The following is a 24,005-nucleotide window of genomic DNA, read 5'->3' on the forward strand; positions in this document are numbered from 1 at the left end:
CCATCGAACAAGAACTTTTAACCAGGTTCGCCAACAACTCCCGTTAGATGGCGTGAAGTTGTAGTGTTCTGGTTGTGAGCACAGCTGGCGCTGCCGTGAACGGTCGGAAAAGGTCGCACCGAGAAGTGGCCGATGCGCTGCGGGCCCGGATCAGGGCCGGGCAGCTGCGTCCGGGCGACCGCATGCCGACGCAGGCCGAGCTGTCCAGGGAGTACGAGGTGGAGCGGGGCGCGGTGCGCCAGGCGCTCCGCATCCTCCAGGAGGAGAACCTGCTCATCAATGTGACCAAGGGTGCTCCGGCGACGGTCGCGGACGACGCCCCCGCCGCCCTGGCCCCGCACGTGGCGCCGCCGCAGCCGACGATGGTGGCGCTGGCTTCGCGGATCACGGAGGCGTTCCGGTCGGACCACGTGGAGATCGACGCGCTCTGCCTGACCGCCGTCTCGCTCACCCTCGCCTTCGGTGAGCCGCTGCGGCTGATCCACGAGGGCCTGATCGGACCGACCAGGGTGACCGTGCGGGTGCTGCTGCCGAGCCGCGACATCGACCTCGCCTTTCCCACCCCCGTCGCGGACGGCAGCGACGCCCGGCTGCACCAGCGCTGGCTCTCGCAGCGCAACGCGCAGGGCCAGGTCCTGCAGCACAACCTCCGCAATCTGCGCCGTACGCACGGCATCGACGTGAGCATCACCTTCCGCGCGCTCCCGTTCACGCCGCCGGTCAAGCTGTACCTGCTGAACGGCTCGGAGGCGCTCTTCGCGTACTACATGATCACGAAGCAGGAGGAGCAGTTCGACGACCGCGAGCCGCTGGAGATGTACGACACGGTGGGCACGCGGTCGATGCTGTTCCCCTTCGACCGGGACGCGGGCGGCCAGCGGGACTCGACGTTCGTGGAGCAGTCGCAGCTGTGGTTCGACGCGATCTGGAACACGATCAGTCAGGACCTGACGCTGGCCACCGAGCCGTAGGCCCGGTGGCCCGGGAGATCCGGGGGCCCGGGAGGCCCGGTGGCCCGGGAGACCCGGTGGCCCGGGACGCTACGAGGCGGCCGGTCCGACCACCTGCAGGGTGAGTACGGTCGCGCCGACCCCGGCGCAGGCGGGGCTCTTGGCCTTGGCGCCGATGCCGAGCAGCAGGAGACCGATGGCGCCCGGGGCCCCGTAGCGCCACTCGACGAACTTCTCGAATCCGATGACGACGACGGCGGAGAGCAGCAGCAGAGCAGGCATGGGGGTCCCTCCCTCGGGGGCGGCGCTGGAGCGGGTGGCGGGGAGGCGACGCTGCCTCTGCCAGGTCTGCCAAGTGACAGCCAACTACACCGAAGTTGTCCCCACTTGGTCGCGATCCATAAACAACATCCCAACAACTCCCGCTAGATGGCTGCTAGTTGTAGCGTTGTGGCGTGAGCGACGAGAACAGTTCAGGGAACGAAAGAAAGCGCTCGCACAGGGAAGTGGCCGACACCCTGCGCGACCGCATCCGAAGAGGGGACATCGCGGCCGGCGACCAGATGCCGACCCAGTCCCGGCTGGCCGAAGAGTTCCACGTGGAGCGCGGCACGATCCGCCAGGCCCTGCGCATCCTGCACGAAGAGGGCCTGCTGACGGAGGCCACGAGGGGCGCCCCGGCGCGGGTGGCGGCGACGGTCCCCTCGGCGGCGGGCGGCGACCCGGCGACGGGCCGTCCGCAGCAGACCCTCAGTGCGCTGGGCCCGCGCCTGACGCAGGCGTTCTCGGCCGACGACGTCCGTATCGACGCGCTGAGCCTGACTGCGGAATCGTTGATGCTGGCGATGACGGAACCGTTGAAGCTGATCCACGAGAACCGCATCAAGCCCCACAGCGTGACGGTGCGCGTCCTGCTGCCCGCGCGCAACATCGAGCTGGCCTTCCCCAAGGGGGTTGGGCCGGGTGAGGGGGGCCTGGTCCACCAGCGCTGGCTGCAACAGCGCAATTCACAGGGCCAGGTCCTCAAGAACAACCTCAACAACCTCCGCCGCACGCACGGCATCGACGTCAGTGTCACCTTCCGGGCGCTGCCCTTCACCCCGCCGCTGAAGCTGTATGTCTTCAACGGTGCCGAGGCGCTCTTCGCGTACTACACGGTCGCCAAGCGGCAGGAGGAGATCGAGGAGATCAACCTGGAGATGTACGACGCCCTGGGCACGGAGTCCGTCCTCTTCGGCTTCGAGAGCGCGGCGGGCCCGCGCGACAAGGCCTTCGTGGACCAGTCCGCAAATTGGTTCGACGCACTCTGGAACACCATCACGTCGGGCCTGACACTCTCCTAGTGACCCCAGAAACCACAGACCTGACCCCGGACCTGACCCCGGACCTGACCCCGGACCGGACCTCAGACCTGACCCCAGGCCTGAACCCAGACCTCGAGGAGGTGGCGTCGGTGATCGAGCAGGCAGCGCACTCGATCACCGGCGCCACCTGCGTCCTCTTCGACTTCGACGGCCCGATCTGCGGCCTCTTCGCAGGCCACCGGGCGCACGACATCGCCGACCGGATGGTCGACTGGCTGACCGACCGCGGCATCGAGGTTCCGGCGATGGCCGCCGAAGAACAGCAGGACCCGCACGCGGTACTGCGCGCGATCGCCGCCACGCACCCCGACAGCGCACTGGTCCGCGACCTTGAACAGGCCCTGACCGACGAGGAGTTGAGGGCAACCCGGTCCGCCGCCCCAAGCCCGTACGTCGACGATCTGATACGGGAGTGGTCGGCGCGCGGCATCCCCCTGGCCATCGCCACGAACAACTCCCCGAAGGCCGCCTCCCGTTACCTCGCGCGGCGCGGCCTGGCCCCCTGCTTCGACCGTCACATCTACGGCCGCACCGACCGTCTGGACCTCCTCAAGCCCCACCCGGACTGCCTCGACCGCGCCCTACACGCGCTGGGCGCCGACCCCGCCAAGTCGCTGATGATCGGCGACACCCCGTCCGACCTGTACGCCGCCCAGCGCGCGGGCGTCGCCTTCCTCGGCTACGCGAAGGACGCCCGCAGGGTGGCACGGCTGCGGAACGCGGGGGCGCAGGCGGTGGTGGACTCGCTGGAGGACGTGCTGACGCTGGTGACTGAGGGGGAGGTGCGGCCCTGAAAGGGGACGCTTCCCGGCGCTCAGCGGGCCTTTCGGCCGTACCAGTAGCCGCCGAAGAGGAGGCCGAGGGTGAAGAGCTGGACCTCGTGGGACTGGGCCATTGCGTCGGTCAAGAGGCCGATGAGTTGCATGAGATTGTTCCCTCCCTGAGGCAAGCAGCCGTCCAATTGGGCTGATTGGCTTGTAGGGTTGGTCCCCTTTGCGGCAGATCGACTAACGCAATCTGTCCAACTTCCCTCCAGTTGGCGGTAATTGGATTGCCGCAGCTCCGGGAGAGGTACGTTCTTGCTGTGACGAGCGCAACGGGCGGTGACCGAGGCGGCGAGGCGTTCCGGCGTGTGCTGGGGGCGCTGCATACGGCCATGTCCGACGGTACGTACGCCGTCGGCTCCCAGCTGCCCTCGCAGCGTGTGCTGGCCGAGCGGTACGAGGTGTCCCGGGACACCATCCAGCGCGTAGTCAGGGAACTCGTCATTGAGGGCTACATCGAGACACGGCAGGGGAGTGGGACCAAGGTCATCATGGCGCAGCGGACCCACTCGCTGGAGCCGGGGCCCGGGTTGCTGCAGACCGTCGTCGATCAGGCCTTCGAGGCGGAAGAAGTCATCCTCGACGTCTTCAGCCTGACTTCGGAAACGCTGAGCACGCACCTCAGCGCACAGGTCAGGCGGGTGCGGGAGGGTGAGATCCGCCCGAGCCGCATCGCCATCCGGCTGCTGCTTCCCCGCGAGGACATGCGCATGCCGTATCCGAGCCCCAAGGACCGTTCGCAGGACGACCGGCTGGCGCGGCGCATGCATGAACTCAGCTCGCTGCACAGTCAGTTGATCGAGGTCAATCTGGAAGGCCTGCGGCGGGACCGGCTGGTCCCCGAAGTGTCGGTCGAGATCAAAAGGGTCCCGCTGACCCCGCACTCCAAGCTCTATCTCTTCAACAGGACGATCGCGCTCCAGGGCTACTACAAGATCGTCGAGCGGCGGATCGAGCTCGACGACGGTGAGGAGCTGGACACCATCGACGTCCTCGGGCTGCGGGCCGCCCTCTTCCGGTACGAGAAGGACGCGAACGACCCGGAGTCCGTCGGCTCGCTCTTCGTCGACGCCTCCCAGGAGTGGTTCGACTCCCTCTGGGACCTTCTCGTCGCGTAACGCGCTGCCCGTCCCGTACCTGCGTCGGGTGCTCGGCCACACGTGCCCGTTTCCGTGCCTCAGGCACCTCTGTACGACACGTCTCGCACCAATGAGGTAACCCGTCGCGCCCAAACCTCGTTCTGCCACTAACGTGACCCACCTCTGATGTCACTGTTCGACCTGCCGGGAGCGGCTTGTGGAAGGTCCCCCGACGGCTGCGCTCCTCGCTCCGAAACCCAAGGCGCCGAAGCCCGCTTCGGTGCACGTGTACCCGGCGTTCGTCGAGGCTGCGATCCGTACCGGCGAGATGAGCGGCGGATTCCACAACCGGAACTTCGTGACCCCGCTGACCGAGCCCATGGCGCGCCTGGTGGGCCGGCCCTGCGGGACGCAGGTCACCGTGCGGCTGCGCAACAAGGATGCACTGCCGGTCGTCGTCAGGACCTGGAAGGACGAGTCGCAGATCCTCGACGCGCTCCGGGGCGTGCTGCCGGGTGTGCCGCGCTGTCTGGCCAAGAGCAGCCACTCCGCGGTGGTCAGCTATGTGGAGGGTGTCCCGCTCTCCAGCATCTGTCAGAACGGGAAGCCCGTCGACCCGCTGCTGATCGAGGCCCTGGTGGGGCAGTTGGCGGACATGGCCAGGGTGGGGAGGGGGAAGCTGCCCGAGCTGCCGCCCGACTGGCCGCGCGACGGTCAGAGCCGTACGTTCCTGCGCCATCTGGCCATGCTCACGGACCGGGACGTCCGGCAGGCCAATTGGACCGAATTCGGTGGGCTGTTCGCCGCGCTGGGCATTCCGCAGGACGCGATAAGCGCGTTCGCCGACCGGGTGCCGTCGATGGTGCGCCGGCCGTTCAGTCTGCTGCATGCCGATCTGCACCGCGACAACGTCATCGTCTCGTACGAAACGGCACCGCCGCTGGTCTTCGTGGACTGGGAACTCGCCAGCTTCGGCGACCCGTTGCACGACCTGGCCGTCCATCTCGTACGGATGAAGTATCCGCAGAGCCAGCTGGAGGAGGTGAAGGGGGCGTGGCTGCGGGCCATGCGCAGGACCAGACCCGAGGCGGCGAACGGTCTGGACACCGACCTCCCGCACTACCTCGCCTACGAGTACGCCCAGTCGGTCTACCCGGATGTGATGCGCGCGGCCCAGTCCCTCGGAAGTGAGCGCGAACCGGTGGGGCTGCGGGAGGCGGCGGAGGCGGTGTCGGAGGCCCTTGCCGTGGCCAGGGGGCCGTTACGGCTGGGGGAAGTGCCGGACATCGCGGAGATCGCACAGATCCTCTCCCGGTGGCACGCGGCCAGGGCGGGCCGGGACGGCAAGGGCGCGTACCGGCCGCTCGACGTGATCTGGGTGAGCCCCGGGGGATTCTCCGAGGAGGAAGTGGCCCAGGCGCTGGCGGCCGAGGGCGCGGCTCCTTCGCACTGCGTCTTCAAGGGCACCGGGCACCTCAACACCGTGGTGCACGTGCGGGGCGAGGCGGTGGTCGTACGCCGGAAACTGCGCGCGGCGACGCGCCGGGAGCAGTGCTACAACGACGAGACCGCGGTGCTGACGGCCCTCGCGGGGCAGAGCGGCATCAGGGCTCCGCGCGTGCTGGCGCTCGGGGAGAGCGTGCGGTCGGACGCGTTCGCCGTGCACTCCTACGAGGGGCCCTACGGTGAGCCGCCGGTGCACCCGGTCGACGGGCTGACACCGTACGAGGCGGACAGCCTGGTCGATCAGCTGGTGACGCTCGCGGACGTACCCGTGGACGGGCTGGAGCCGGGGCTGGCACCGGGCGGCTTCTACCGCTGGCTGAGCGACCGGCTCGTGGACCTCGTCGCCTCGCTTCCCCAGGAGTCGCTGAGGCTGGCGCTGGAGCTGGGGCTCCCCGACGCGGCACAGCTCAAAACGATTCTGCACCACCGCACCGTCACACCGCGGGTGCCCGTTCTGCTGCACGGGGACCTGAACCCGTGGAACCTGGTCCGAGTGGGCAGATTCGGCCAACTCGCCATCATCGACTGGGAGATGGCGGTGGTCGGGGACCCGCTCTACGACCTGATGCGCCACCTCCACCTGGCGCCGCACAGCCGGGAGATCCGACAGCGGATGCTGGACCGCTGGACGAAGGGGCTGGGGGGCAGGGGTTCCGGTTACGTCGAGGGCTGGGCACGTGACATGCACACCTACCGGTGGATCGAGCTCGTCCGCTCCGCCTACGTCGACCTCGACCGGCTGGTCACCGGCGCGAGCCTGGACGCCCCGAACGTACGGCGTGCTGTCGACTCGTACGCGATGACACTGCGCGCGGCCACCGCCTCGCTGGGGCTGAGGCACCCACGTGTCATGAACCCCTACCTTGCCCTCGCGCTTCCCCTGGGGCGACCATGACCCTCTGAACTGCTCGTGTGGGCAGTGCAGTTGGAGGGCGGTGGTGCGTGCCGGGGGACGGTGGTGGACGCAGAGGTGCTCCGGCGGTGGGCGGTCTGCGGTGGTACCTGGCGAAGGTCGAGGCGGTCGCGGTCCGGGTGGTGCTGCTGGGCGTCGCCGTCACCGGTGTGGTGGCCCAGTTCGTGAAGCCGGTGGGGGACGCGCTGCAGGACAAGGTGTTCCTCGGCGGCGCCCTGCTCAGCCTGATCGCGTACGTGCTGTACGACGCGGTCAAGGGGCTGGTGGGTGCGGGCGAGCGGCCACAGGCGCGCGTCCGGATCAACTCGCGGGAGCTGGGCCCGTACATCCGGGAGGCCTTCCGGGCCCGGGAGGTCAGCGTCCGCTTCATCGGATACACCGGGGAGACCCTCTTCAACGAGGTGTACCACCGGCTGGAGGCGCTGCTGGAGTCGCCCAGGCGGACCCGCAAGGTGACCATCTGCATCCTGGTGCCGGACTTCAGCGTGGAGATGGCGGTGCCGTCCGCCGTCGGCACGGACGGGGAGCCGGTCGACGACCGGCAGTTCAGGGAGCGGGTGGCCCGGTCCTGCCGGGACTACGAGCAGCAACTCCTGGGCCTGGAGGAGCAGTTCGCGGAGGACCGGCGGGTCGAGGCCCGGTTCGAGTACCGCAGCTTCCGCGGCATTCCCCGGGACAAGGTGTGCATCCTCAACGGTGACGTCGTCCTGCACGGCCTGTACGACGTCACCACGCGCCAGCGCCACCCCGAGCTCCGGCGGGAGTTCTACGACCCCAAGGGCTTCGACACCAACCTGCACATCCGGACCCGGCAGGAGGGCACCGAGGAGGCGGTCGAGACCGTCGACCACTGGGTCAAGCACTTCGACGGGATGTGGCGGCTGGCGGCGGCCACGTCAACGCGGCGCGGCAGCAGCTGAGTTCACGCCCCCCCCCGGAGGGACGGTCGCTTCGATCGCCGGCACGGGGCACCCCTCGCAGTCTTTTGCGTATGACATACGCCCTACTGCGTAGGGCTTACGCATAACTAGGATGGCCGCCAAAGGGTGAGCGGACGGGAGCGTAGCGGGAGGAGGCGGTGGTGGCCGAGGAGCAGCAGGGTGAGCAGACGGACGGGCAGAGAGGCGATCTGCCCGCGAGCATCGAGGTCGCCTGGGGGCTGCGGGAGCGTCCCGGGAAGGGGCCGCGCCCCGGGCTCGACCTCGACCGGATCGTGGGTGCGGCCGTGCGGATCGCTTCGGGGGAGGGGCTCGCGGCCGTTTCCATGGGGCGTCTCGCCAAGGAGCTCGGCGTCTCCACCATGTCGCTCTACCGGTACGTCGCCGCCAAGGACGAGCTGTACGTACTGATGCAGGAGGCGGCGCTGGGCCTGCCGCCCGCGCCGCCCGCCCCCGGCACCCCCTGGCGCGAGGCGCTGACCGCATGGGCGCGGGCGCTGCGGGACGGCTCGCGGCGGCATCTGTGGGCGACGCGCCTCCCGGTCGGCGGGCCGCCCGCGACGCCGAACTCCGTCGCCTGGATGGAGCGCGGCCTGTCGGCGCTCGACGGCTCCGGGCTCGACGAGGGATCCAGGATCTCGGTGATTCTGCTGATCAGCGGGTTCGTACGGAGCGAGGTGGGCATGATGGCCGACCTCGCCGAAGCCCAGGCCAAGGCCGGCATCACGGCCGAGGAGTCGCTCGTACGGTACGGGCAGCTGCTGGCCAGGTTCGCCGACGCCGAGCGCTTTCCGGCGGTCACGCGGATGCTGGAGTCGGGCGTGCTGGACACGCCCGAAGACCCCGACTACGAGTTCGTCTTCGGGATGGAAAGGCTGCTGGACGGGATCGAGGCGTTGGTGCGCAAGAAGCACGCGGACGAGCAGGGCGAGCGGGGCAAGCAGGACGAGCAGGGCGAGCAGGGCGAGCAGGGCGAGCAGAGCCAGCAGGGTGGTGCGGAGTGAGTGGGACCGGTCTGCGGGAGCTGAAGAAGCGGCGGACGTACGAGGCGATCTCCGACGCGGCGATCGCGCTCTTCCTGGAACGCGGCTTCGACGCCGTGTCCGTGGCCGAGGTGGCGGCGGCCGCCGAGGTGTCGAAGCCGACGCTGTTCCGGTACTTCCCTGCGAAGGAGGACCTCGCGCTGCACCGGTTCGCCGACCACGAGGACGAGTCGGCGCGGGTGGTGCGCGCCGGGCGGGAGGCCGGGCTCGCGCCGCTCGACGTGCTGGAGCGGCACTTCCTGGCGGGCCTCGCGGCCCGGGACCCGATCACCGGGCTGTGCGACAACGCCCAAGTGCTCGCGTACCAGAGGCTGTTGTACGGCACGCCGAGCCTGGAGGCGCGGCTGCACACGTACCTGCGGCGTTCGGAGGCGGCACTGGCCACCGCGCTCGGGGAGGTCCTCGGGGACGGCGTACCGGCGCGGCTCGCCGCCGGGCAGATCGGGGTCGTACTCCGCGTGCTCGCCCTGGAGAATTGGCGGCGGATCGAGGAGGACGGCGAGAGTGCGGACGCCCTGTACGAGGGGGCGGTGGCGGCGGCCGAATTCGCGTTCCGCCAGCTGCGGGACGGGATCGCGGACACGCCCCGGGGTTAGGAGCTGGGGCCACGGGCTACGGGCTGGGGCCGGCGGGCCGGTCAGACGTGTAGTTCCTGCGGGTAGCCGGTCCAGCGCAGTTCGGTGGGCAGGTGGCTCATGTCGTTGAAGACGAGTACGGAGGCGGGGCGGCCGGGCGCGTAACGGATCACCGTCAGCGCGGCGTTCGCGAGGTTGGTGCCCAGCCAGCGCCACTCGGGGGCGTCCTGGGCGGCCCGTACGAACCACGCGGCGAGGAAGTTGTGGGTGACGACCAGCTCGTGCCGGGTCTCAGGACCGTCCGGGCTCTCCACCGTACCGGTGAACAACTCCATTGCGCGGGCGGCGAGTTGGGGTCCTTTCTCCCGGGCCTTCGCCGGCTGGCTCGCGACGAAGTCGAGGTACCGGTCGGCGTCGGTCCCGGCGGGCAGCTCCTCCCGTACCGGCTCGTACGGTACGTAGTCCCCGGCAGCCTCGTTCATCCGCGGGCGTACGTCCTGGCCCAGCTGCTCCGCCACCAGCCGCGCGGTCTCGGCGGCCCGGTCCAGCGGCCCGTGGTGGATCGCGGCCAGCGGCACGCCGCGCAGCCGCTCCCCGAGGAGTACGGCCTGGCGGCGGCCGGCCTCGGTGAGGGCGCTCTCGTCGGAAGTGGCCTCGGCGTGGCGGGCGATGTAGAGGTGGCGCGGGGCGGTGGTGATCACGGAGGGGAGGGTAGTTCACGCCGCTCAACTGCCGGATTCCGTACGGCGGCTGGGGAAGCCGTGGGTGCGGGCGGCCAGGACCACCAGCAGTACCGGGATCAGGAGGGCCAGCACGCTCCACGGGAAGGACGTCGAGCCGAGTGCGCCGAGCAGGACGCCGCCGACGACTCCGCCGCCCGCCATCGCCGCGTTCCAGAGGGTGACGAGCATGGCCTGTGCGGCGTCGGCCTGTTCGCCGCCCGCGTCGCCCGCGGCGGTCTGCAGGAGGGTCGGTGCGCCTCCCCAGCCCAGGCCCCACAGGGTGACGGCGGCGTACACCATGGCGGTGCTGTCGGAGAGGACGGCGAGCAGGGCGGCGGCGACCGCGACGAGGAGCGTGCTGGCGATCATCAGGGTGCGCATCCGGCGGTTGATCTGTGCGCCGACCACCCAGATGCTCACCAGCGATGCGGCGCCGAAGACGAGCAGTACGAGGTCGATGGAGCCGCCCATGCCGAGCTCGTCGAGGAACGTCGCGATGAAGGTGTACAGGATGGTGTGCGCGAGGACGAAGACGAGCGTGACGGCGAGAACCGGGGCCACGCCGGGGACGCGGAGGGTGCTCAGCAGGCCGGGGGGCCTGGCTCTCTCCGTGACCTTGGGGGCGCTTCCCGTGACCTTGGGGGTGCTTCCCGTGACCTTGGGGGTGCGGGCCTGTCCGGGGAAGTCCGGGACGATCGCCGCGATCCAGCCGAGCAGGGCGAAGGTCAGGCCCGTCATCACCAGGAACGCCACCTGCCAGTTGACCGCCTTGCCGAGGAAGGTGCCCGCCGGGACGCCGAGCGACAGCGCGAGGGGGATGCCCGCCATGGCGATGGCGATCGCCTTGCCCTGGAGGTGTACGGGGGCCAGCCGGCGGGCGTACCCGGCGAGCAGCGCCCAGGCCAGACCCGCTGCCACACCGGCGACGAAGCGGGCCGCCATGGTGAGGGTGTAGTCGGAGGAGAGCGCGGTGACGGTGTTGGCCGCGGCGAAGCCCGCCATCGACGTCAGCAGCAGGCGCTTGCGGCGCCAGGCGGCGGTCGCGGCGGTCAGCGGGATCGCGGTGAGAGCCGTGCCGATCGCGTAGACAGTGACCGTCTGGCCGGTGGCGGACTCGCTGACGCCGAGGTCGGAGCTCATCGCGGGGAGCAGCCCGGCGGGCAGGGTCTCGGTGAGGCTGGTGATGAAGACGGCGGTGGCGAGGGCGAGGAGCGCGCCGAGGGGGAGCCGGGCGATGGGATCGGTGGGAGCGGTAGAGGTCGTGTAGTGCTGGGTTTCAACCCGGGCTGTGGGGCGTTGAGTTCGCATGGTGGGTATGGTCGAACCCTCACATTGATGTGAAGGTCAACGCGGCCAAAAGTGAGGTGGGTCACATGCGCATCGGTGAGCTCTCGGAGCGGACCAACACGCCCCGCAGGATGCTGCGTTACTACGAGGAGCAGGGTCTCATCGCCGCCGAACGGGCCGCGAACGGCTACCGCGAGTACGACGAACGCTTCGTGGACCGCGTCGGCCAGATCCGCGGCCTGCTGGACGCCGGCCTGCCGACCCGGATCATCAGGCAGATCCTCCCGTGCCTCGACAAGCCCCGCACCATCCACTTCCCTGACGCGACCCCGGAAATGCTCGCCACCCTGGAGCTGGAACTGGACCGCATGTCGGCGCGCGTGGAGTGCATGCAGCGGAACAGGGACGCGATCGCGGAGTACCTGGAGGCGGTGCGGCCGGAGGTGGAGGCGGCGCGTCCGGGGCCGACGGCGGCGCGTCCGGGGCCGGTGGCGGCGCGTCGGGAGCCGGTGTCGGCGCGTCCGGAGCAGGCCCGTAATTGACCCATCCAATCAGCATGTAAATGCACCCTGTGCAGGGTCTTTCTGCTGCCTAGAGTTGTTCTCACAAGGCAACGGCAGCAGCCGGAACCACCACCCGCAAGCAGGGAGTTCCCCCCATGACCAGCAACAACGCCCCCGTCACCGCGAAGCCCGTCCTCACCCGCGCCGCCACCGCCGAGACCACCAGCGACCCCAGCAGCGTCATGACCCTGCTCGCCGACTGCGGCACCGAGGGATCCACGGTCACCAGCTACCGCTCCACCTTCGCGGAGGGCGCGGTGGGCGCGCCCGCCCACTTCCACACCCGCGCCTCGGAGCTCTTCTTCGTCATCGGCGGCTCCCTCCAGGTCCTCGTCGACGACGAGGTGCAGACCCTGAACGCGGGCGACTTCCTCCTCGTACCGCCGCACACCCCGCACGCCTTCGCCGCCGCCCCCGGCTCCGTCGCCGACGTCCTCTTCGTCTTCACCCCCGGCATGCCCCGCTTCGACTACCTGCGGCTGCTCGGCCGTGTGATGCGCGGCGAGGCGAGCCCGCAGGAGATCAAGGACTCCTCCGAGCTCTACGACAACCACTACGTCGACAGCCCGGTCTGGCAGGCGGCGCTCGCAACTGCCAAGTAAGTGCACTGCTTCTCGGCTCAGGCTCAGGCTCAGGCTCCGGTGAGCTGGTGGCGGACGCACTCCGTGTACTGCTGGAAGCTGTCGGGCCGGTAGCAGTCCTGCGTCTTGTTCGCGTACCAGAGCAAGGCGATCGCGACCAGGACGGACACCACGATCGCGAGGGCGGAGGTCACCACGGCGGTGAGGGCCTTGCCCCGGCCGGGGCGGGTGCCGTTGCTGGTTCGTTCGGCCGTGGCCAGGGCGAAGATGCCCAGGACCAGGCCGACGACGCCGATCAGGCCGCCGATGAAGATGACCGAGGTGCTCAGGCCGATGATGCCCAGCACCATGGCTGTCCCGGCCAGTCCGGTCCTGCCGGCGTGCGCTTTCATCAGCGTCCCTTCCGTATTCATCAGCGTCCCTTGCGTATTCATCCGCGTGGTCTGTGCGTTCATCAGCCGTCCTCCGGTCAACAGGTCAGGGCTCGATCCTGGCTTCCGGGGGCGCGGACGCGCATCGCGGAAAGGCGGGAGAAAGTACTCCCCCGATCGGGGGAGGGCCGCGCTGACCTGCACAGTCATACTGGGCGAATCATGATGAGGGGAATCCGGCCGCTGCTGCGCGGCTCCACGTACTCAGGGATGCTGCTCGCCTACTTCGGTGCGCTGGCGAGCCTTCCACTCCTGGCCTTCGCGATGCTGCCGGCGATGGCGTGGCAGACCACTCCGTACGGGGTGCAGGGCGCGCTGACCCTGCTGGTCTGGGCGGCCCTGATCGGCGCGGTCGGGCTGGCCCGCACCGTGCGGCGGGGGCTGATCGCGTGCGCCCGCCGGCTGCTGAGGGTCCCGCTGCCGGATCCTGCCGCCGTGCCGTCCGGCGCCGACCGGTGGCGGACTCCCCTCTGGCTGCTGCTGCACGTGGCACTGGGGTGGACGGGGGCGCTGACGAGCGGGGTGCTGACCCTCATGGGGATCGCGCTGCCCGGGGGGTGGCTCGGTGCCGAGGCCGGGCTGAGTCTGTCCGGCTGGTCGCTGCGGTCCGAAGGAGGCTGGCAGAGCTGGGTGGCGGGGCTCGTGTGCCTGCTGCTGGCGGCGGTCGTGTGCGTGCTGGTGACGGGCGCCCTGCGGTGGCTGGCGCCGAGGCTGCTGGGCCCTTCGTCGGCCGAGCGGCTCGCGCTGATGGCCGAGCGGGAGCAGCGCCTCGCCGCACGCAACCGGCTGGCCCACGAGCTGCACGACTCCATCGGCCACACGCTGACCGCGACCACGATCCAGGCGGCGGTGGCGGGCGAGATGCTCTCCGCCGACCCGGTGGCGGCACGGGCCGCGCTGCGCAGCATCGAGGAGTCGGCGCGGGCCGCGCTGGAGGACCTGGACTACGTACTGGGCGTACTGCGCGAGGAGAAGGCAGAGACGGCACCGACCAGGACCCTGGCCGACCTGCCCGAGCTGCTCGACCGGTTGCGGCACGCGGGCGCGGTCGTCGAGGTGGAGCTTTCCGGTGAGCTCGCGCAGGTGCAGGGGACACTCTCCCGCGCCGCGTACCGGATCCTGCAGGAAGGGCTGACGAACGCGCTGCGGCACGGGACGGGCGGTCCGATCAGGGTCCGGGTGGCGGCGGCACCGGACGGACTGGAGCTCAGCGTGGTCAACAGGACGGGTACGGGTACGCACGCAGGAACGGACGCCGGAACGGGCGCGGGCACGGCTGCGGACGCCGGTGGTACGGGCACGGACGCGGACGTGGACACGGACACGGACTCCGGTGGTACGAATGCCGGCCCAGGCGTACGTACGAACCCGGGCGTCTTCCCGACGTCCGGGCACGGCCTGCCAGGCCTGGCCGAACGCGTGCGGTTGCTGCACGGTGAGATCGAGGCGGGACCGGACGGGCCGCAGCGCTGGCAGCTGGCGGTCCGGCTGCCGGTCCGGTTGTCGGCATGACCGACGCCCTTTCCCCCGCCCCCGTCAGACTCCTGATCGCGGACGACGACGAGGTGACCCGCAGCGGTCTGCGCATGCTGCTCGCCGCGCAGCCGGGCATCGAGGTGGTCGGAGAGGCCGCCGACGGCGTCGAAGCGGTGGAGCAGACGCGGCTGCTGCGGCCCGACGTGGTCCTGATGGACGTACGGATGCCACGCCTCAACGGGATCGAGGCCACCCGTCAACTCCTCGCCGAACCAGCCAAGTCGGCCGAGTCGGATGAACCGTCCGAACCGCCGAAGGTCGTGGTGATCACCACCTTCGAGAACGACGGCTACGTCACCGCCGCGCTCGGCGCGGGCGCCAGCGGATTCGTACTCAAGCGGCTCCCGGTCCGGCAGATCGCCGAGGCGGTACGGGTGGTGGCGGCCGGGGAGGCGATCCTCTTCCCGGCGGCCCTGCGCCGGATGGTCGCCGCCCGCCCGCTGGGCTCGGCCGAGGCGCTGCCCAGAGCCGCGCTGACGGGGCGGGAGGAGGAGGTGCTGCGGCTGATGGCCACCGGTCTGTCCAACCCGGAGATCGCGGCGGCGCTCAGGGTGAGCCTGGAGACGGTGAAGACGCACGTCGGGAACGTACTGATCAAGCTCGGTGCGCAGAACAGGACCCACGCGGTCGTGATCGCGTACGAATCGGGTCTGGTGGTGCCGGGATTCGCCGGCTGAACTGGCCCAGGAGGGAAGGTGACCACCTCTCCGCACTCTCAACTTATAGCCCACCAGGGGGCTTGCGGCAAGGCCCCCGCCGTACCGCATCATGGGCGATCCAAAGCCAGGACCTGCGGAAATGACATGGGGGATGGTCGTTTTGACGACTGACGTGATCGTGGTGGGCGGCGGACCTACGGGCTTGATGCTGGCCGCCGAATTGCGGCTGCACGGCGTACGGGTGGTCGTACTGGAGAAACTGACCGAGCCCACCAAGGAGGGCCGCGGGCAGGGCCTGCACACGCGCAGCGCCGAGGTGATGGACCAGCGCGGGCTGCTGGACCGGTTCCTGGCGGTCAGCGAGAAGTTCCAGGTCGGCGGCCTGTTCGGCGGAATCATGAAGCCGTGGCCCGAGCGGCTGGACACGGCGCACCCGTTCGGCGTCGCCACCCCGCAGCCGGTCACCGAACGGCTGCTCCACGAGCGCGCCGTCGAGCTCGGCACGGAGATCCGGCGCGGCTGCGAAGTGACCGCGCTGCGCCAGGACGACGAGGGGGTGACCGTCGACCTGGCGGACGGTACGCAGCTGCGCTCGCGCTACCTCGTCGGGTGCGACGGCGGCCGCAGCCTGGTGCGCAAGCAGATCGGCGTCGACTTCCCCGGTGAGCCCGCCACGATCGAGACGATGCTCGGCGAGATGGTGCTGACCGCGGACGAGGCGACGATCAACGCCGCCGTCGAGGAGGTCCGCAAGACTCAACTGCGGTTCGGCGCGCAGCCGTTGGGGGACGGCGTGTACCGGCTCGTCGTACCCGCCGACGGCGTGTCCGAGGACCGTACGACCCCGCCGGTCATCGAGGACTTCCAGAAGCAGCTGCGGGCGCTCGCGGGCACCGACTTCGGCGCGCACTCGCCGCGCTGGCTCTCCCGCTTCGGCGACGCCACCCGGCAGGCGGAGCGCTACCGGGTCGGCCGCGTACTGCTGGCGGGCGACGCCGCGCACATCCACCCGCCGACCGGCGGTCAGGGGATGAACCTCGGTCTGCAGGACGCGTTCAACCTCGGCTGGAAGCTCGCCGCGGCGGTCAACGGCTGGTCACCGCAAGGGCTGTTGGACACGTACCACACCGAACGGCACCCGGTGGGCGCCCGCGTGCTGGACAACACCCGCGCGCAGATCACCCTGCTCGGCACCGACCCGGGCGCGACCGCGCTGCGCGGCCTGTTCGCGAAGCTGATGGACTTCGAGGAGGTGAACCGGTACGTCACCGGGCTCATCACCGCGGTCGACATCCACTACGACTTCGGCTCGGGCGAGGGCCAGTCGGGTGAGAGTCACGAACTGGTCGGCCGACGACTGCGGGACGTACAGCTGAAGCAGGAGGGCCGCCTCTACGAGCTGATGCGCGGCGGCCGGGGCCTGCTGCTCGACCAGACCGGCCGGCTCTCGGTGGAGGGCTGGGCGGACCGCGTCGACCGCGTCGTGGACGTCGTCGACCCCCGTGAGGAACTGGACGCACCGGCGGTGCTGCTGCGCCCGGACGGCCATGTGGCCTGGGCCGGCGACGACCAGCAGGAGCTGCTCACCCACCTGCCCCGGTGGTTCGGAGCCGCGGCGGCGTGAGGTGAGGCGATTGATGTTGTCGCCAACTTCGAAGAGGCTCCTCCGGAGAGGAGGCGTGCGACTTACCTGGGGACATCTGGATCTGTCCGACGGCTGGGCGGACCGGTGGACCGGGACGTGGAAGTACGCGGGGGGCGAGGTGACGGGCCCGGTCCGACACCTTGGGCAGGTGCCGGTGGCGGGCCGTGGCCCGATGCGGGGGTTCACCTGGCGGCGGGAGCAGCGGCATCGGCCCGGTCTGGAGACGTTGGTGGCGGCCGATGAAGTGGCGGTGGCCTGCGGGTGGCACTACGTGGTCGCGGCCGAGTGCGGCCGCATGTGCGGTCCACGCTCGGCGCGCTGTCCGGACAGGCCGTCCGCGGCGGGTTCGGCACTGTTCCCCGCAGCTCCGGCCGATCCTGGGCGAACGCCTGCCAAACCGAACGGTTCGGTCACGTATGGTATTTCCATGCCTCGTTCCACCGCCTCCAGCAAGACCCCGGACGCCACTGCCGCCGGCGCACCCGCCGACACCCGGCAGCGGATCATCGCCGCGGCCAAGGAGGAGTTCGCCCGGTACGGGATCGCCGGCGCCCGCGTGGACCGGCTCGCCAAGCAGGCCCGGACCAGCAAGGAACGGGTCTACGCCTACTTCAGCAGTAAAGAGGCCCTCTACCGGCACGTCGCCGAGCAGGAACTGACCGCCCTCGTCGAGGCCACCCGGCTCGACACCGCCGACCTGCCCGGTTACGCCGGCATCCTCTTCGACCATTTCACGGCCCATCCGGAGCACTACCGCCTGATCACCTGGGGCCGCCTGGAGCTGGCCGACTCCGATCCCGACGCCGGCCCCCTGCAGGCCACCATCACCCGCAAGATCGACCAGCTCCGCGACGCACAGCGCACCGGGCTGCTCGATCCGAGCTGGGACCCGGTCGACGTCCTCGCGCTGATCAATCAGATCGCCACCACCTGGGCGGGCCAGCCGGAGATCGCCGCCGCCGCGGCCGAGTACGCCACGAACACCTCGGCCGACGCACGCCGCGCAGCCCTGGTGACCGCCGTCGAGCGCCTGTTCCCCCGTACGAGCTGAACCCGTCAGTCCAGCGGGAACCGGGCCGGTCGCTTCTTCCGGGGCATCTCGTCGCCATGCGGATCGCGGCCACCAGTGCGGCGTGACTGCCGGGGATGACCAGGCGCACTCCGCCCGGGCCGCGGCCCGCGATGATCCGGAGAGGCAAGCGCGCAGACGGGATCCGGATATTCATCCGGGGTGGGAGGGCCGCAGGAGCTGCGGATGGCGAGGAAGAGGCGCGGCGAAGTGTCACCTGGTGACCATGGGGTGACCGCTGCCTACCGGGCGATGTGCCGGATCCCAGGGAACGATGGGAGAGCGTCACCACGAGCGACCAGCCGCCGACACCGCGCGAAGCATCCGAACCGCGCCGGAAGGACATGTCATGACCGCCACCGCTCCCAAGGCCCCGACCGCACCAGGGGTGCGGTCCTGGTGGGGAATCCCGTACGCCACCGCCGAGCGGTACCGCCGCCCCGTGGTTGCGGACTTCGATCCGAGTCTCCCGTACGACCGGAAGGGCGTCGTCGCGATCCAGCCCGACAGCGGGGATTGGCTGGAAGCGGACAGCGGGATGGGCGAGGACTGCCTGAACCTGAACGTGTGGGCTCCTGAGCAGCCGGCCGACAAGGCGCTCCCGGTGACCGTGTACATCCACGGCGGCGGATTCGAGTACGGCGCGAACACCCAGATCACCTCGAACGCCGCCGGTCTTGCCGCGACGGGGCGCGTGGTGGGCGTGTCCATCAACTACCGCCTCGGCGCCCTGGGTCCGCTCTCGCTCTCGCAGTACGGCGGGAAGCTCGCCGAGGCCAGCAACCTCTTCCTCCAGGACATCATTGCCGCGCTCACCTGGATCCAGCGGAACATCGCCCACTTCGGCGGCGACCCCGACAACGTCACCGTCTACGGCCACAGTGGCGGCGCCTACTCCTCCCTCGGACTGCTCGGCGCCTCTTCCGCCGACGGCCTGTACCGGCGCCTGGCCGGGTTCTCCGGCGGGCCCGCCCGCTCCATCCCGGCCTGGTGGGCCGAGGAACTCGCCCACCTGTTCGTCACCGAACTCGGCGTCGCGGACAACCCGGAGAAGCTGCTGGACCTGGACCCGCTCACCCTGCGGGACGCCCTGCGCAAGGTCGCCCCGACGGACCTCGGAGTCCGCGGCGGGGTGGACAACAAGGCCACCGGCGTCGTCCTGGACCTCGGGCAGCCCGGTGCGGTGGTGCACGCCCACCCCATGGACGTCCTGGCCTCGGGCGCGCACCGTGACGTCGACATCCTGTTGAGCATGGCCAGCGACGACATGGGCTGGTGGGTGGCGAACGACCTCGACCGGTTCGACCCGGGCACCGTCGACCGCGTCGTCGACGAGGTCGCGGGGTGGCGCATTTCCCGCTCCCGCGCGCAGAAGATCGTCGACGCCTACGACCAGGGCGGCTGTACCCCGGCCGAGGTCCGCGCCGCGGTCATGGCGGACTACCTCTTCGCGATCCCCGCAGCCCGCGGGGCCCTGGCCCACGCCGCCGCGGGCGGCAACGCCCATCTCCTCCTGATCGGCCCCGCCGAGGGCGCGCCCGCCGTGCACGGCACCGAGATGTACGCGCTGGTCGGCCAGGAAAAGCCGGGCCGCAGCGCCGAACAGGCCGAGCGGGACACCCGTATCCGCGACATCGTGCTCGACTTCGCCACCGGCGAGCACTCCCGTCTGTGGCCCGCGGTTACGGACAAGCCCACCTCGGAAACCGTCGGCAACTCTCCCTTCGAGGGCACCGCCCACTACCAGCAGGTCCTCGACCTGTGGGAGGGCATCGACCGCCCCTGACGGCCGGCGGGCGATACGGACGACGCAGGGGGCGGATACGGACGACGCAGGGGACAACACGGAGTGAGGTACTCGACATGAGCCAATCGACAGCAGTCGGCGACGCCGCACCGGCGACGATGAGGGCCGTCGTCGTCACCCGGCCCGGCGGCCTGGAGGCACTGGAGATCAAGGACGTCCCGGTGCCCGTCCGCCAGCCCGGCTGGGTGCGGATCAAGGTCAAGGCGTTCGGCGTCAACGAATCCGAGGTCACCACCCGCAAGGGAGAGTCGGACGCGGTGGTCACCTACCCGCGTGTTCCCGGCATCGAGGGCGTCGGCGTGGTCGACGAGGCCGACGAGGCCAGCGGGCTGCGGCCGGGGCAGCAGGTGGCCACGATGATGGGCGACATGGGCCGCGCCTACGACGGCGCCTACGCCCAGTACGTGACTGTCCCCGCGGCGCAGGTCATCCCGTTCGAGACCGGCCTGCCGTGGGACGTGGTCGGGGCGCTGCCGGAGATGTTCCAGACCGCCTACGGATCCCTCACCCGCGGCCTGGACCTCAAGGCCGGGCAGACGCTGCTGATCCGCGGCGGCACCTCCACGGTCGGGCTGAGCGCGGCGGGGATCGCGAAGGACCTCGGAGCGACCGTGCTGTCCACCACCCGCACCCCGGCGAGGGCCAGGGAACTGCGGGCGGCGGGCGTTGACCACCCCCTCGTCGACAGCGGCACGATCGCCGACCAGGTGCGCGAGCTGATGCCGGACGGCGTCGACGCCGCACTGGAACTGGTGGGCTGCTCGGCCCTCGCCGACACCCTCAACGCCGTCCGCCGCCACGGCACCGTCTGCTTCACCGGAGCCCTGGCGGGCCAGTGGACGATCCCCGACTTCAGCCCGTTCATGATCCCGGGCGGGGTGCGGCTGACGTCCTACGGCGGTGAGGCCGCCGACCTCCCGGCCGACGTCTTCGCCCACCAGCTGCAGGCCATCGCCGCCGGACGTCTCAACGTCCCGGTCGCGAAGGTCTACCACGGCCTGGAACAGGTCCGCGACGCCCAGGCCGACCTCGAATCCGGCGCCACGCCGGGCAAGCACGTCGTCGTCCTGGACGACTGAGACCTGATCGCAGGACGCGACAAGGCCATCGCACACATTCGTGCGCAGTGGGTGCCTCAGCCCGGCGGTGAGCGTCGGTGGTGCCCGTTGTTTCCGAAGGTGAGAACAGATGGCGGACCAGACAGCAGCAGGCATTTTCGATGCCACGACCAGCCGGCCTCCGTTGGACCCGGAGCTCGCGCCCGTCGAGGAGGCGCGGGGCGCTGTCTTTCCAACCCTGACGGACAAGACCCTGCGGGAGATCCGACGGCAGATCGCCGCGGGTTCCCCCGCGTTGGATGCGCAGGCTCTGACGGCGGGCGGCAGGGTGCGGGTGGAGGAGCGCCAGGTACCCGGGCCGGAAGGCGCGCCGGTCTTCCGCTTCCAGGACGGGAAGATGCGCTCTGGCCGGAGTCGCGGGACTGGGGCACGGTCCCGGAATTGAACACCAAACCGTTTGGTTTGGCATCCGGGTGATCGGTACGTAGACTCAAACAGAACAGTTCGGTTTGACCCTTGCGGGTGGAGCCGGCGAACCACTCAGGGAGTGAACTCATGCAGCACCGCAATCTGGGCTCTCAGGGTCTGCGCGTCTCGGCGCTCGGCCTGGGGACCATGGGCATGTCCATGGCCTACGGCGCCTCGAACGACGACGAGGGCATCGCGACCATCCGCCGCGCCCACGAACTCGGGATCGACTTCTTCGACACCGCCGAGCTGTACGGCGCCGGTACCGGCAGCAACGAGCTGCTCCTGGGCGAGGCGGTCAAAGACTTCCGCGAGGAGGTGGTCCTTGCCACCAAGTTCGGCTTCGACATGACCGCCCCGGTGACCAGCCCCGCCTTCGACAGCCGCCCGGAAAACATCCGCAAGGTCGCCGAGAACAGTCTGCGCTACCTGCAGAGCGACCACATCGACCTCTTCTACCAGCACATCTCCGACCCCGACATTCCGGTCGAGGAGGTCGCCGGCGCGGTCGGCGAACTGATCACCGAAGGCAAGGTGAAGTACTTCGGCCTGAGCAACGTCGGCCCTCAGTACATCCGCCGCGCCCACGCCGTCACCCCGGTCTCCGTGCTCCAGTACGAGTACTCGCTCTTCGAGCGGGAGGTCGAGGAGGAGATCCTTCCCGTTCTGCGGGAACTCGGCATCGGCCTGGTGCCCTACTCGCCGCTCGGTCGCGGCTTCCTCACCGGCCAGGTCAAGCCCGCCAGCGAGTACGCCGCGGACGACATGCGCAGCTGGGACGAGCGCTGGCAGGGCGAGAACTACACGTACAACCTGCACGCCACCGAACAGCTCAAGGATCTGGCCGGCACCAAGGGGATCACCACCGCCCAGCTCGCGCTGGCCTGGCTGCTCGCCCAGGGCGAGGACATCGCGCCCATTCCCGGCACCCGCAGCACCAAGCGCGTCGAGGAGAACGCCGGCGCCGTCGACGTTCAGCTCTCCGCCGCCGATCTGGCCCGCATCACGGAGATCCTTCCCCACGGCTCGGCGGGCAGCCGCCTCCCGGCCGCGGTGCTGTCCAGCTTCACCACAGACTGACCGTGCCGGCACCCGCGCGTGCGAGCCTGGGTCCGTCGGCCAAAGGCGGCACGCGGGGGCTCGGGATCCTCAAGCAGGTGGAGGCGGGGGGAGGGTCGTGGTCTCGTCGGCCGCGAAGGCGGCCGGGGTGAGACCGGTGCGGTCGCGGAAGAAGCGGCCGAAGTTCGCGGGATCGGTGAAGCCGAGGTGGCCGGCCACCGTCCGGGCATCCCATCGGGCGCTTCCCAGCAGACGCCGGGCTTCGAGCAGGCGCCGCTCGTCGATGAGTTCACGTACCCCCTTACCGGTGGTTTCCCGGGCGGCGCGGCTGAGGGTGCGGACCGAGCAGCCGAGCAACTCGGCGTACTCAGCGGCCCGGTGCAGCTCGCGGAAGTGCAGCTCCAGGGCGTCGAGGAATCGTGCGTACGTGCCGGGAGCGGCGGCGCGGACGGCCCGGGTGATGTCCGGTGAGTTCGCGAGGCGCAGCAGCAGCGATTCGAGCAGGCTGCGCCGCAGCGCGTGATGGGTGTCCAGCGGGCGATGCCCCAGCGCCCGGTGTTCGTCGAGGAGTTGGAGTGCTGTCTGCTGGAGCCAGAGGGTGTCGTCGGGGTGCGGGGTCAGTACGGGTGGGGCGTCGTGCGCGGTGAGCGGGGCCAGCAGGCGGGCGATGTCGGGCCGCAGTACATCCGGCTCGAACAGGATGAACGGGCCGCGGGCTGCGCCGGGCGGGTGCCAGCACTGCGTGTGCCCGGGGCGCACCCACAGCCACTGGCCGGGGGTGATGGTCCGGGTGACGTGGTCGACGTCGTGCAGCAGCTCGCCCTCGGTGACCGCGATGAGGTAGTGGAAGGTGGCCCGGCCCGGGACCGGCGGGTTCCACGGCCAGTCCGCGTGCTGGGCGAAGAAGTCCTCGACGGTGGTCACCTCCAGGCCGAAGGGGGTGCCGACCGGGGGCTGGAAGCCGTACAACCGCACGCTGCCCGGTTCGGGCTGTCGTCCACTGACCATCATGTGTCCGCAGCCTACCGTCCGATTTGCCGGTTTCCAGGTGAGGATGGCAGGAGCCGCCGCGCAGGCGTGCACAGTCCGCCGTCACCGGGCGCCCCTGCCGGCATCCCCACCCCCGCGAGGAGTACGAAGCCATGAACGGAAAGACCCTGCACAAGACCGCCGCCGACTGCGCCGAGGAACTCCCCGGAGCCGAGCTCGACCACCCCTTCGGCGACGACTGGCAGGTCTTCAAGGTGCGCGGCAAGGTGTTCATGCTGATGACCGAGGTTCCCGGCCGTCCCGTCGTGATCCTCAAGTCGGACCCCGGCGAAGCCCGTGCGCTGCGGGACGAGAACAGCCACATCACCCCCGGCTACCACATGAACAAGAAGCACTGGATCACCCTGGAGGGCGGCGACACCGTCGACAAGGGCCTCGTCCGCGAACTCGTCACCGAGTCCTACCTGCTGGTCGTCGCCCACCTGCCCAAGGCCGAGCGGCCCGTCGACCCGCACACCTACGGCAGCCACGCGAAGTCGGCCCGGTGACCGCGGCCGGAGACCGCCTTCAGGGCGCGGCACGCGAGGCCGCCCTCGCTCTGCCCGGGACGGACCACGGTTACCCGTTCACCGAGCACCTGGACGTGTACAAGGTCGCGGGCAAGGTGTTCCTGATCGTCACTGACGACCCGGACGAACAGATCATCACGGTCAAGTGCGAACCCGAACACGCCCGCGCGCACGTGCACGGCTACGCCTCGATCACACCGGGCCGCTACCTGGACAAACGGCACTGGATCTCGCTCGGACCAGGCCCCGGCATCACCAAGCGGTTGGTCACGAACGCAGTCGAGGATTCCTACGACCTGGCCGTCGCGCGGCTGCCGCAACGTGACCGCCCCCGTCCCTGTACCTGATGCGCACCGCAAGCACGCCCAC

General features: G+C 70.2%; 24 protein-coding genes. 19 read left to right on the forward strand and 5 right to left on the reverse strand.

Translation table 11 applies throughout. The features are described from left to right. The first annotated feature begins 125 nt into the window (after window positions 1-125). Window positions 126-971: a winged helix-turn-helix domain-containing protein gene (locus tag AB0D18_RS26230; protein ID WP_362423255.1), complete on the forward strand. Its 846-nt coding sequence runs from the start codon at window positions 126-128 to the stop codon at window positions 969-971. Window positions 972-1,040: 69 nt separating this feature from the next. On the opposite strand, the gene AB0D18_RS26235 is transcribed toward AB0D18_RS26230, so the two are convergent. Further along, complete coding sequence (locus AB0D18_RS26235; RefSeq protein ID WP_362423258.1) at window positions 1,041-1,232, reverse strand: hypothetical protein; 192 nt, start codon at window positions 1,230-1,232, stop codon at window positions 1,041-1,043. A 173-nt stretch (window positions 1,233-1,405) separates the two neighbouring features. On the opposite strand from AB0D18_RS26235, the gene AB0D18_RS26240 reads away from it, so the two are divergent. The 7 genes from AB0D18_RS26240 (at window position 1,406) to AB0D18_RS26270 (ending at window position 9,213) form a co-directional block, all read left to right on the forward strand. Further along, window positions 1,406-2,293, forward strand: a complete 888-nt coding sequence (locus tag AB0D18_RS26240; protein ID WP_362423261.1) for a winged helix-turn-helix domain-containing protein — start codon at window positions 1,406-1,408, stop codon at window positions 2,291-2,293. A 110-nt stretch (window positions 2,294-2,403) separates the two neighbouring features. Beyond that, window positions 2,404-3,108: an HAD family hydrolase gene (locus AB0D18_RS26245; protein ID WP_362423265.1), complete on the forward strand. Its 705-nt coding sequence runs from the start codon at window positions 2,404-2,406 to the stop codon at window positions 3,106-3,108. A 290-nt stretch (window positions 3,109-3,398) separates the two neighbouring features. Continuing rightward, window positions 3,399-4,256, forward strand: a complete 858-nt coding sequence (locus AB0D18_RS26250; RefSeq protein ID WP_362423268.1) for a GntR family transcriptional regulator — start codon at window positions 3,399-3,401, stop codon at window positions 4,254-4,256. Window positions 4,257-4,434: 178 nt separating this feature from the next. Beyond that, window positions 4,435-6,618 (forward strand): aminoglycoside phosphotransferase family protein, encoded by a 2,184-nt coding sequence (locus tag AB0D18_RS26255; protein WP_362423270.1) that lies wholly within the window; start codon window positions 4,435-4,437, stop codon window positions 6,616-6,618. Between the two features lie 86 nt (window positions 6,619-6,704). After that, window positions 6,705-7,556 carry a hypothetical protein gene (locus AB0D18_RS26260; protein ID WP_362423273.1) on the forward strand — a complete coding sequence of 284 codons (852 nt, stop codon included), beginning with the start codon at window positions 6,705-6,707 and terminating at the stop codon, window positions 7,554-7,556. A gap of 161 nt (window positions 7,557-7,717) precedes the next feature. Next, window positions 7,718-8,578 (forward strand): TetR/AcrR family transcriptional regulator, encoded by an 861-nt coding sequence (locus tag AB0D18_RS26265; RefSeq protein WP_362423276.1) that lies wholly within the window; start codon window positions 7,718-7,720, stop codon window positions 8,576-8,578. After that, complete coding sequence (locus AB0D18_RS26270; RefSeq protein WP_362423279.1) at window positions 8,575-9,213, forward strand: TetR family transcriptional regulator; 639 nt, start codon at window positions 8,575-8,577, stop codon at window positions 9,211-9,213. The genes AB0D18_RS26265 and AB0D18_RS26270 overlap by 4 nt, the downstream gene beginning before the upstream one ends. Before the next feature lie 41 nt (window positions 9,214-9,254). Here AB0D18_RS26270 and AB0D18_RS26275 read toward each other — a convergent pair whose 3' ends face one another. Beyond that, window positions 9,255-9,893: a histidine phosphatase family protein gene (locus tag AB0D18_RS26275; RefSeq protein WP_362423282.1), complete on the reverse strand. Its 639-nt coding sequence runs from the start codon at window positions 9,891-9,893 to the stop codon at window positions 9,255-9,257. A gap of 24 nt (window positions 9,894-9,917) precedes the next feature. Beyond that, a complete protein-coding gene (locus AB0D18_RS26280; RefSeq protein WP_362423286.1) occupies window positions 9,918-11,222 on the reverse strand; it encodes an MFS transporter in 1,305 nt (434 codons plus the stop codon). Between the two features lie 65 nt (window positions 11,223-11,287). Here AB0D18_RS26280 and AB0D18_RS26285 point away from each other — a divergent pair, with 65 nt between their 5' ends. Together AB0D18_RS26285 and AB0D18_RS26290 are read left to right on the forward strand one after the other, a co-directional pair. Beyond that, complete coding sequence (locus tag AB0D18_RS26285; protein WP_362423289.1) at window positions 11,288-11,743, forward strand: MerR family transcriptional regulator; 456 nt, start codon at window positions 11,288-11,290, stop codon at window positions 11,741-11,743. Between the two features lie 116 nt (window positions 11,744-11,859). Continuing rightward, window positions 11,860-12,366 (forward strand): cupin domain-containing protein, encoded by a 507-nt coding sequence (locus AB0D18_RS26290; protein WP_362423292.1) that lies wholly within the window; start codon window positions 11,860-11,862, stop codon window positions 12,364-12,366. Between the two features lie 29 nt (window positions 12,367-12,395). On the opposite strand, the gene AB0D18_RS26295 is transcribed toward AB0D18_RS26290, so the two are convergent. Beyond that, complete coding sequence (locus AB0D18_RS26295; protein WP_362423295.1) at window positions 12,396-12,800, reverse strand: DUF4190 domain-containing protein; 405 nt, start codon at window positions 12,798-12,800, stop codon at window positions 12,396-12,398. A gap of 138 nt (window positions 12,801-12,938) precedes the next feature. Here AB0D18_RS26295 and AB0D18_RS26300 point away from each other — a divergent pair, with 138 nt between their 5' ends. The 7 genes from AB0D18_RS26300 (at window position 12,939) to AB0D18_RS26330 (ending at window position 22,098) form a co-directional block, all read left to right on the forward strand. Next, window positions 12,939-14,288 (forward strand): histidine kinase, encoded by a 1,350-nt coding sequence (locus tag AB0D18_RS26300; RefSeq protein ID WP_362423298.1) that lies wholly within the window; start codon window positions 12,939-12,941, stop codon window positions 14,286-14,288. Continuing rightward, window positions 14,285-14,989, forward strand: coding sequence for a response regulator transcription factor (locus AB0D18_RS26305; RefSeq protein ID WP_362423301.1), 705 nt, complete (start codon window positions 14,285-14,287; stop codon window positions 14,987-14,989). The genes AB0D18_RS26300 and AB0D18_RS26305 overlap by 4 nt, the downstream gene beginning before the upstream one ends. Before the next feature lie 133 nt (window positions 14,990-15,122). Beyond that, window positions 15,123-16,595 carry a rifampin monooxygenase gene (gene rox / locus AB0D18_RS26310; protein WP_362423304.1) on the forward strand — a complete coding sequence of 491 codons (1,473 nt, stop codon included), beginning with the start codon at window positions 15,123-15,125 and terminating at the stop codon, window positions 16,593-16,595. Between the two features lie 448 nt (window positions 16,596-17,043). Further along, the gene (locus tag AB0D18_RS26315; protein ID WP_362423307.1) at window positions 17,044-17,667 is read left to right on the forward strand and encodes a TetR family transcriptional regulator; all 624 of its coding nucleotides are present in this window, start codon (window positions 17,044-17,046) and stop codon (window positions 17,665-17,667) included. Between the two features lie 367 nt (window positions 17,668-18,034). Continuing rightward, the gene (locus tag AB0D18_RS26320; RefSeq protein ID WP_362423310.1) at window positions 18,035-19,471 is read left to right on the forward strand and encodes a carboxylesterase family protein; all 1,437 of its coding nucleotides are present in this window, start codon (window positions 18,035-18,037) and stop codon (window positions 19,469-19,471) included. Window positions 19,472-19,548: 77 nt separating this feature from the next. After that, complete coding sequence (locus AB0D18_RS26325) at window positions 19,549-20,571, forward strand: zinc-binding dehydrogenase (RefSeq protein ID WP_362423313.1); 1,023 nt, start codon at window positions 19,549-19,551, stop codon at window positions 20,569-20,571. A 534-nt stretch (window positions 20,572-21,105) separates the two neighbouring features. Beyond that, the gene (locus tag AB0D18_RS26330; protein WP_362423316.1) at window positions 21,106-22,098 is read left to right on the forward strand and encodes an aldo/keto reductase; all 993 of its coding nucleotides are present in this window, start codon (window positions 21,106-21,108) and stop codon (window positions 22,096-22,098) included. Window positions 22,099-22,167: 69 nt separating this feature from the next. Here AB0D18_RS26330 and AB0D18_RS26335 read toward each other — a convergent pair whose 3' ends face one another. Further along, window positions 22,168-23,088, reverse strand: coding sequence for an AraC family transcriptional regulator (locus tag AB0D18_RS26335; RefSeq protein WP_362423319.1), 921 nt, complete (start codon window positions 23,086-23,088; stop codon window positions 22,168-22,170). Between the two features lie 131 nt (window positions 23,089-23,219). Between AB0D18_RS26335 and AB0D18_RS26340 the strand changes: the two genes are divergently transcribed. After that, complete coding sequence (locus AB0D18_RS26340; RefSeq protein ID WP_362423322.1) at window positions 23,220-23,615, forward strand: MmcQ/YjbR family DNA-binding protein; 396 nt, start codon at window positions 23,220-23,222, stop codon at window positions 23,613-23,615. Next, window positions 23,612-23,983, forward strand: coding sequence for an MmcQ/YjbR family DNA-binding protein (locus AB0D18_RS26345; RefSeq protein WP_362423325.1), 372 nt, complete (start codon window positions 23,612-23,614; stop codon window positions 23,981-23,983). Before AB0D18_RS26340 ends, AB0D18_RS26345 begins: the two co-directional genes overlap by 4 nt. Window positions 23,984-24,005: the final 22 nt, after the last annotated feature.

Origin of the sequence: Streptomyces sp. NPDC048442, assembly GCF_040651475.1 — a bacterium.
In the GTDB taxonomy this organism is placed as follows: Bacteria; Actinomycetota; Actinomycetes; order Streptomycetales; family Streptomycetaceae; genus Streptomyces.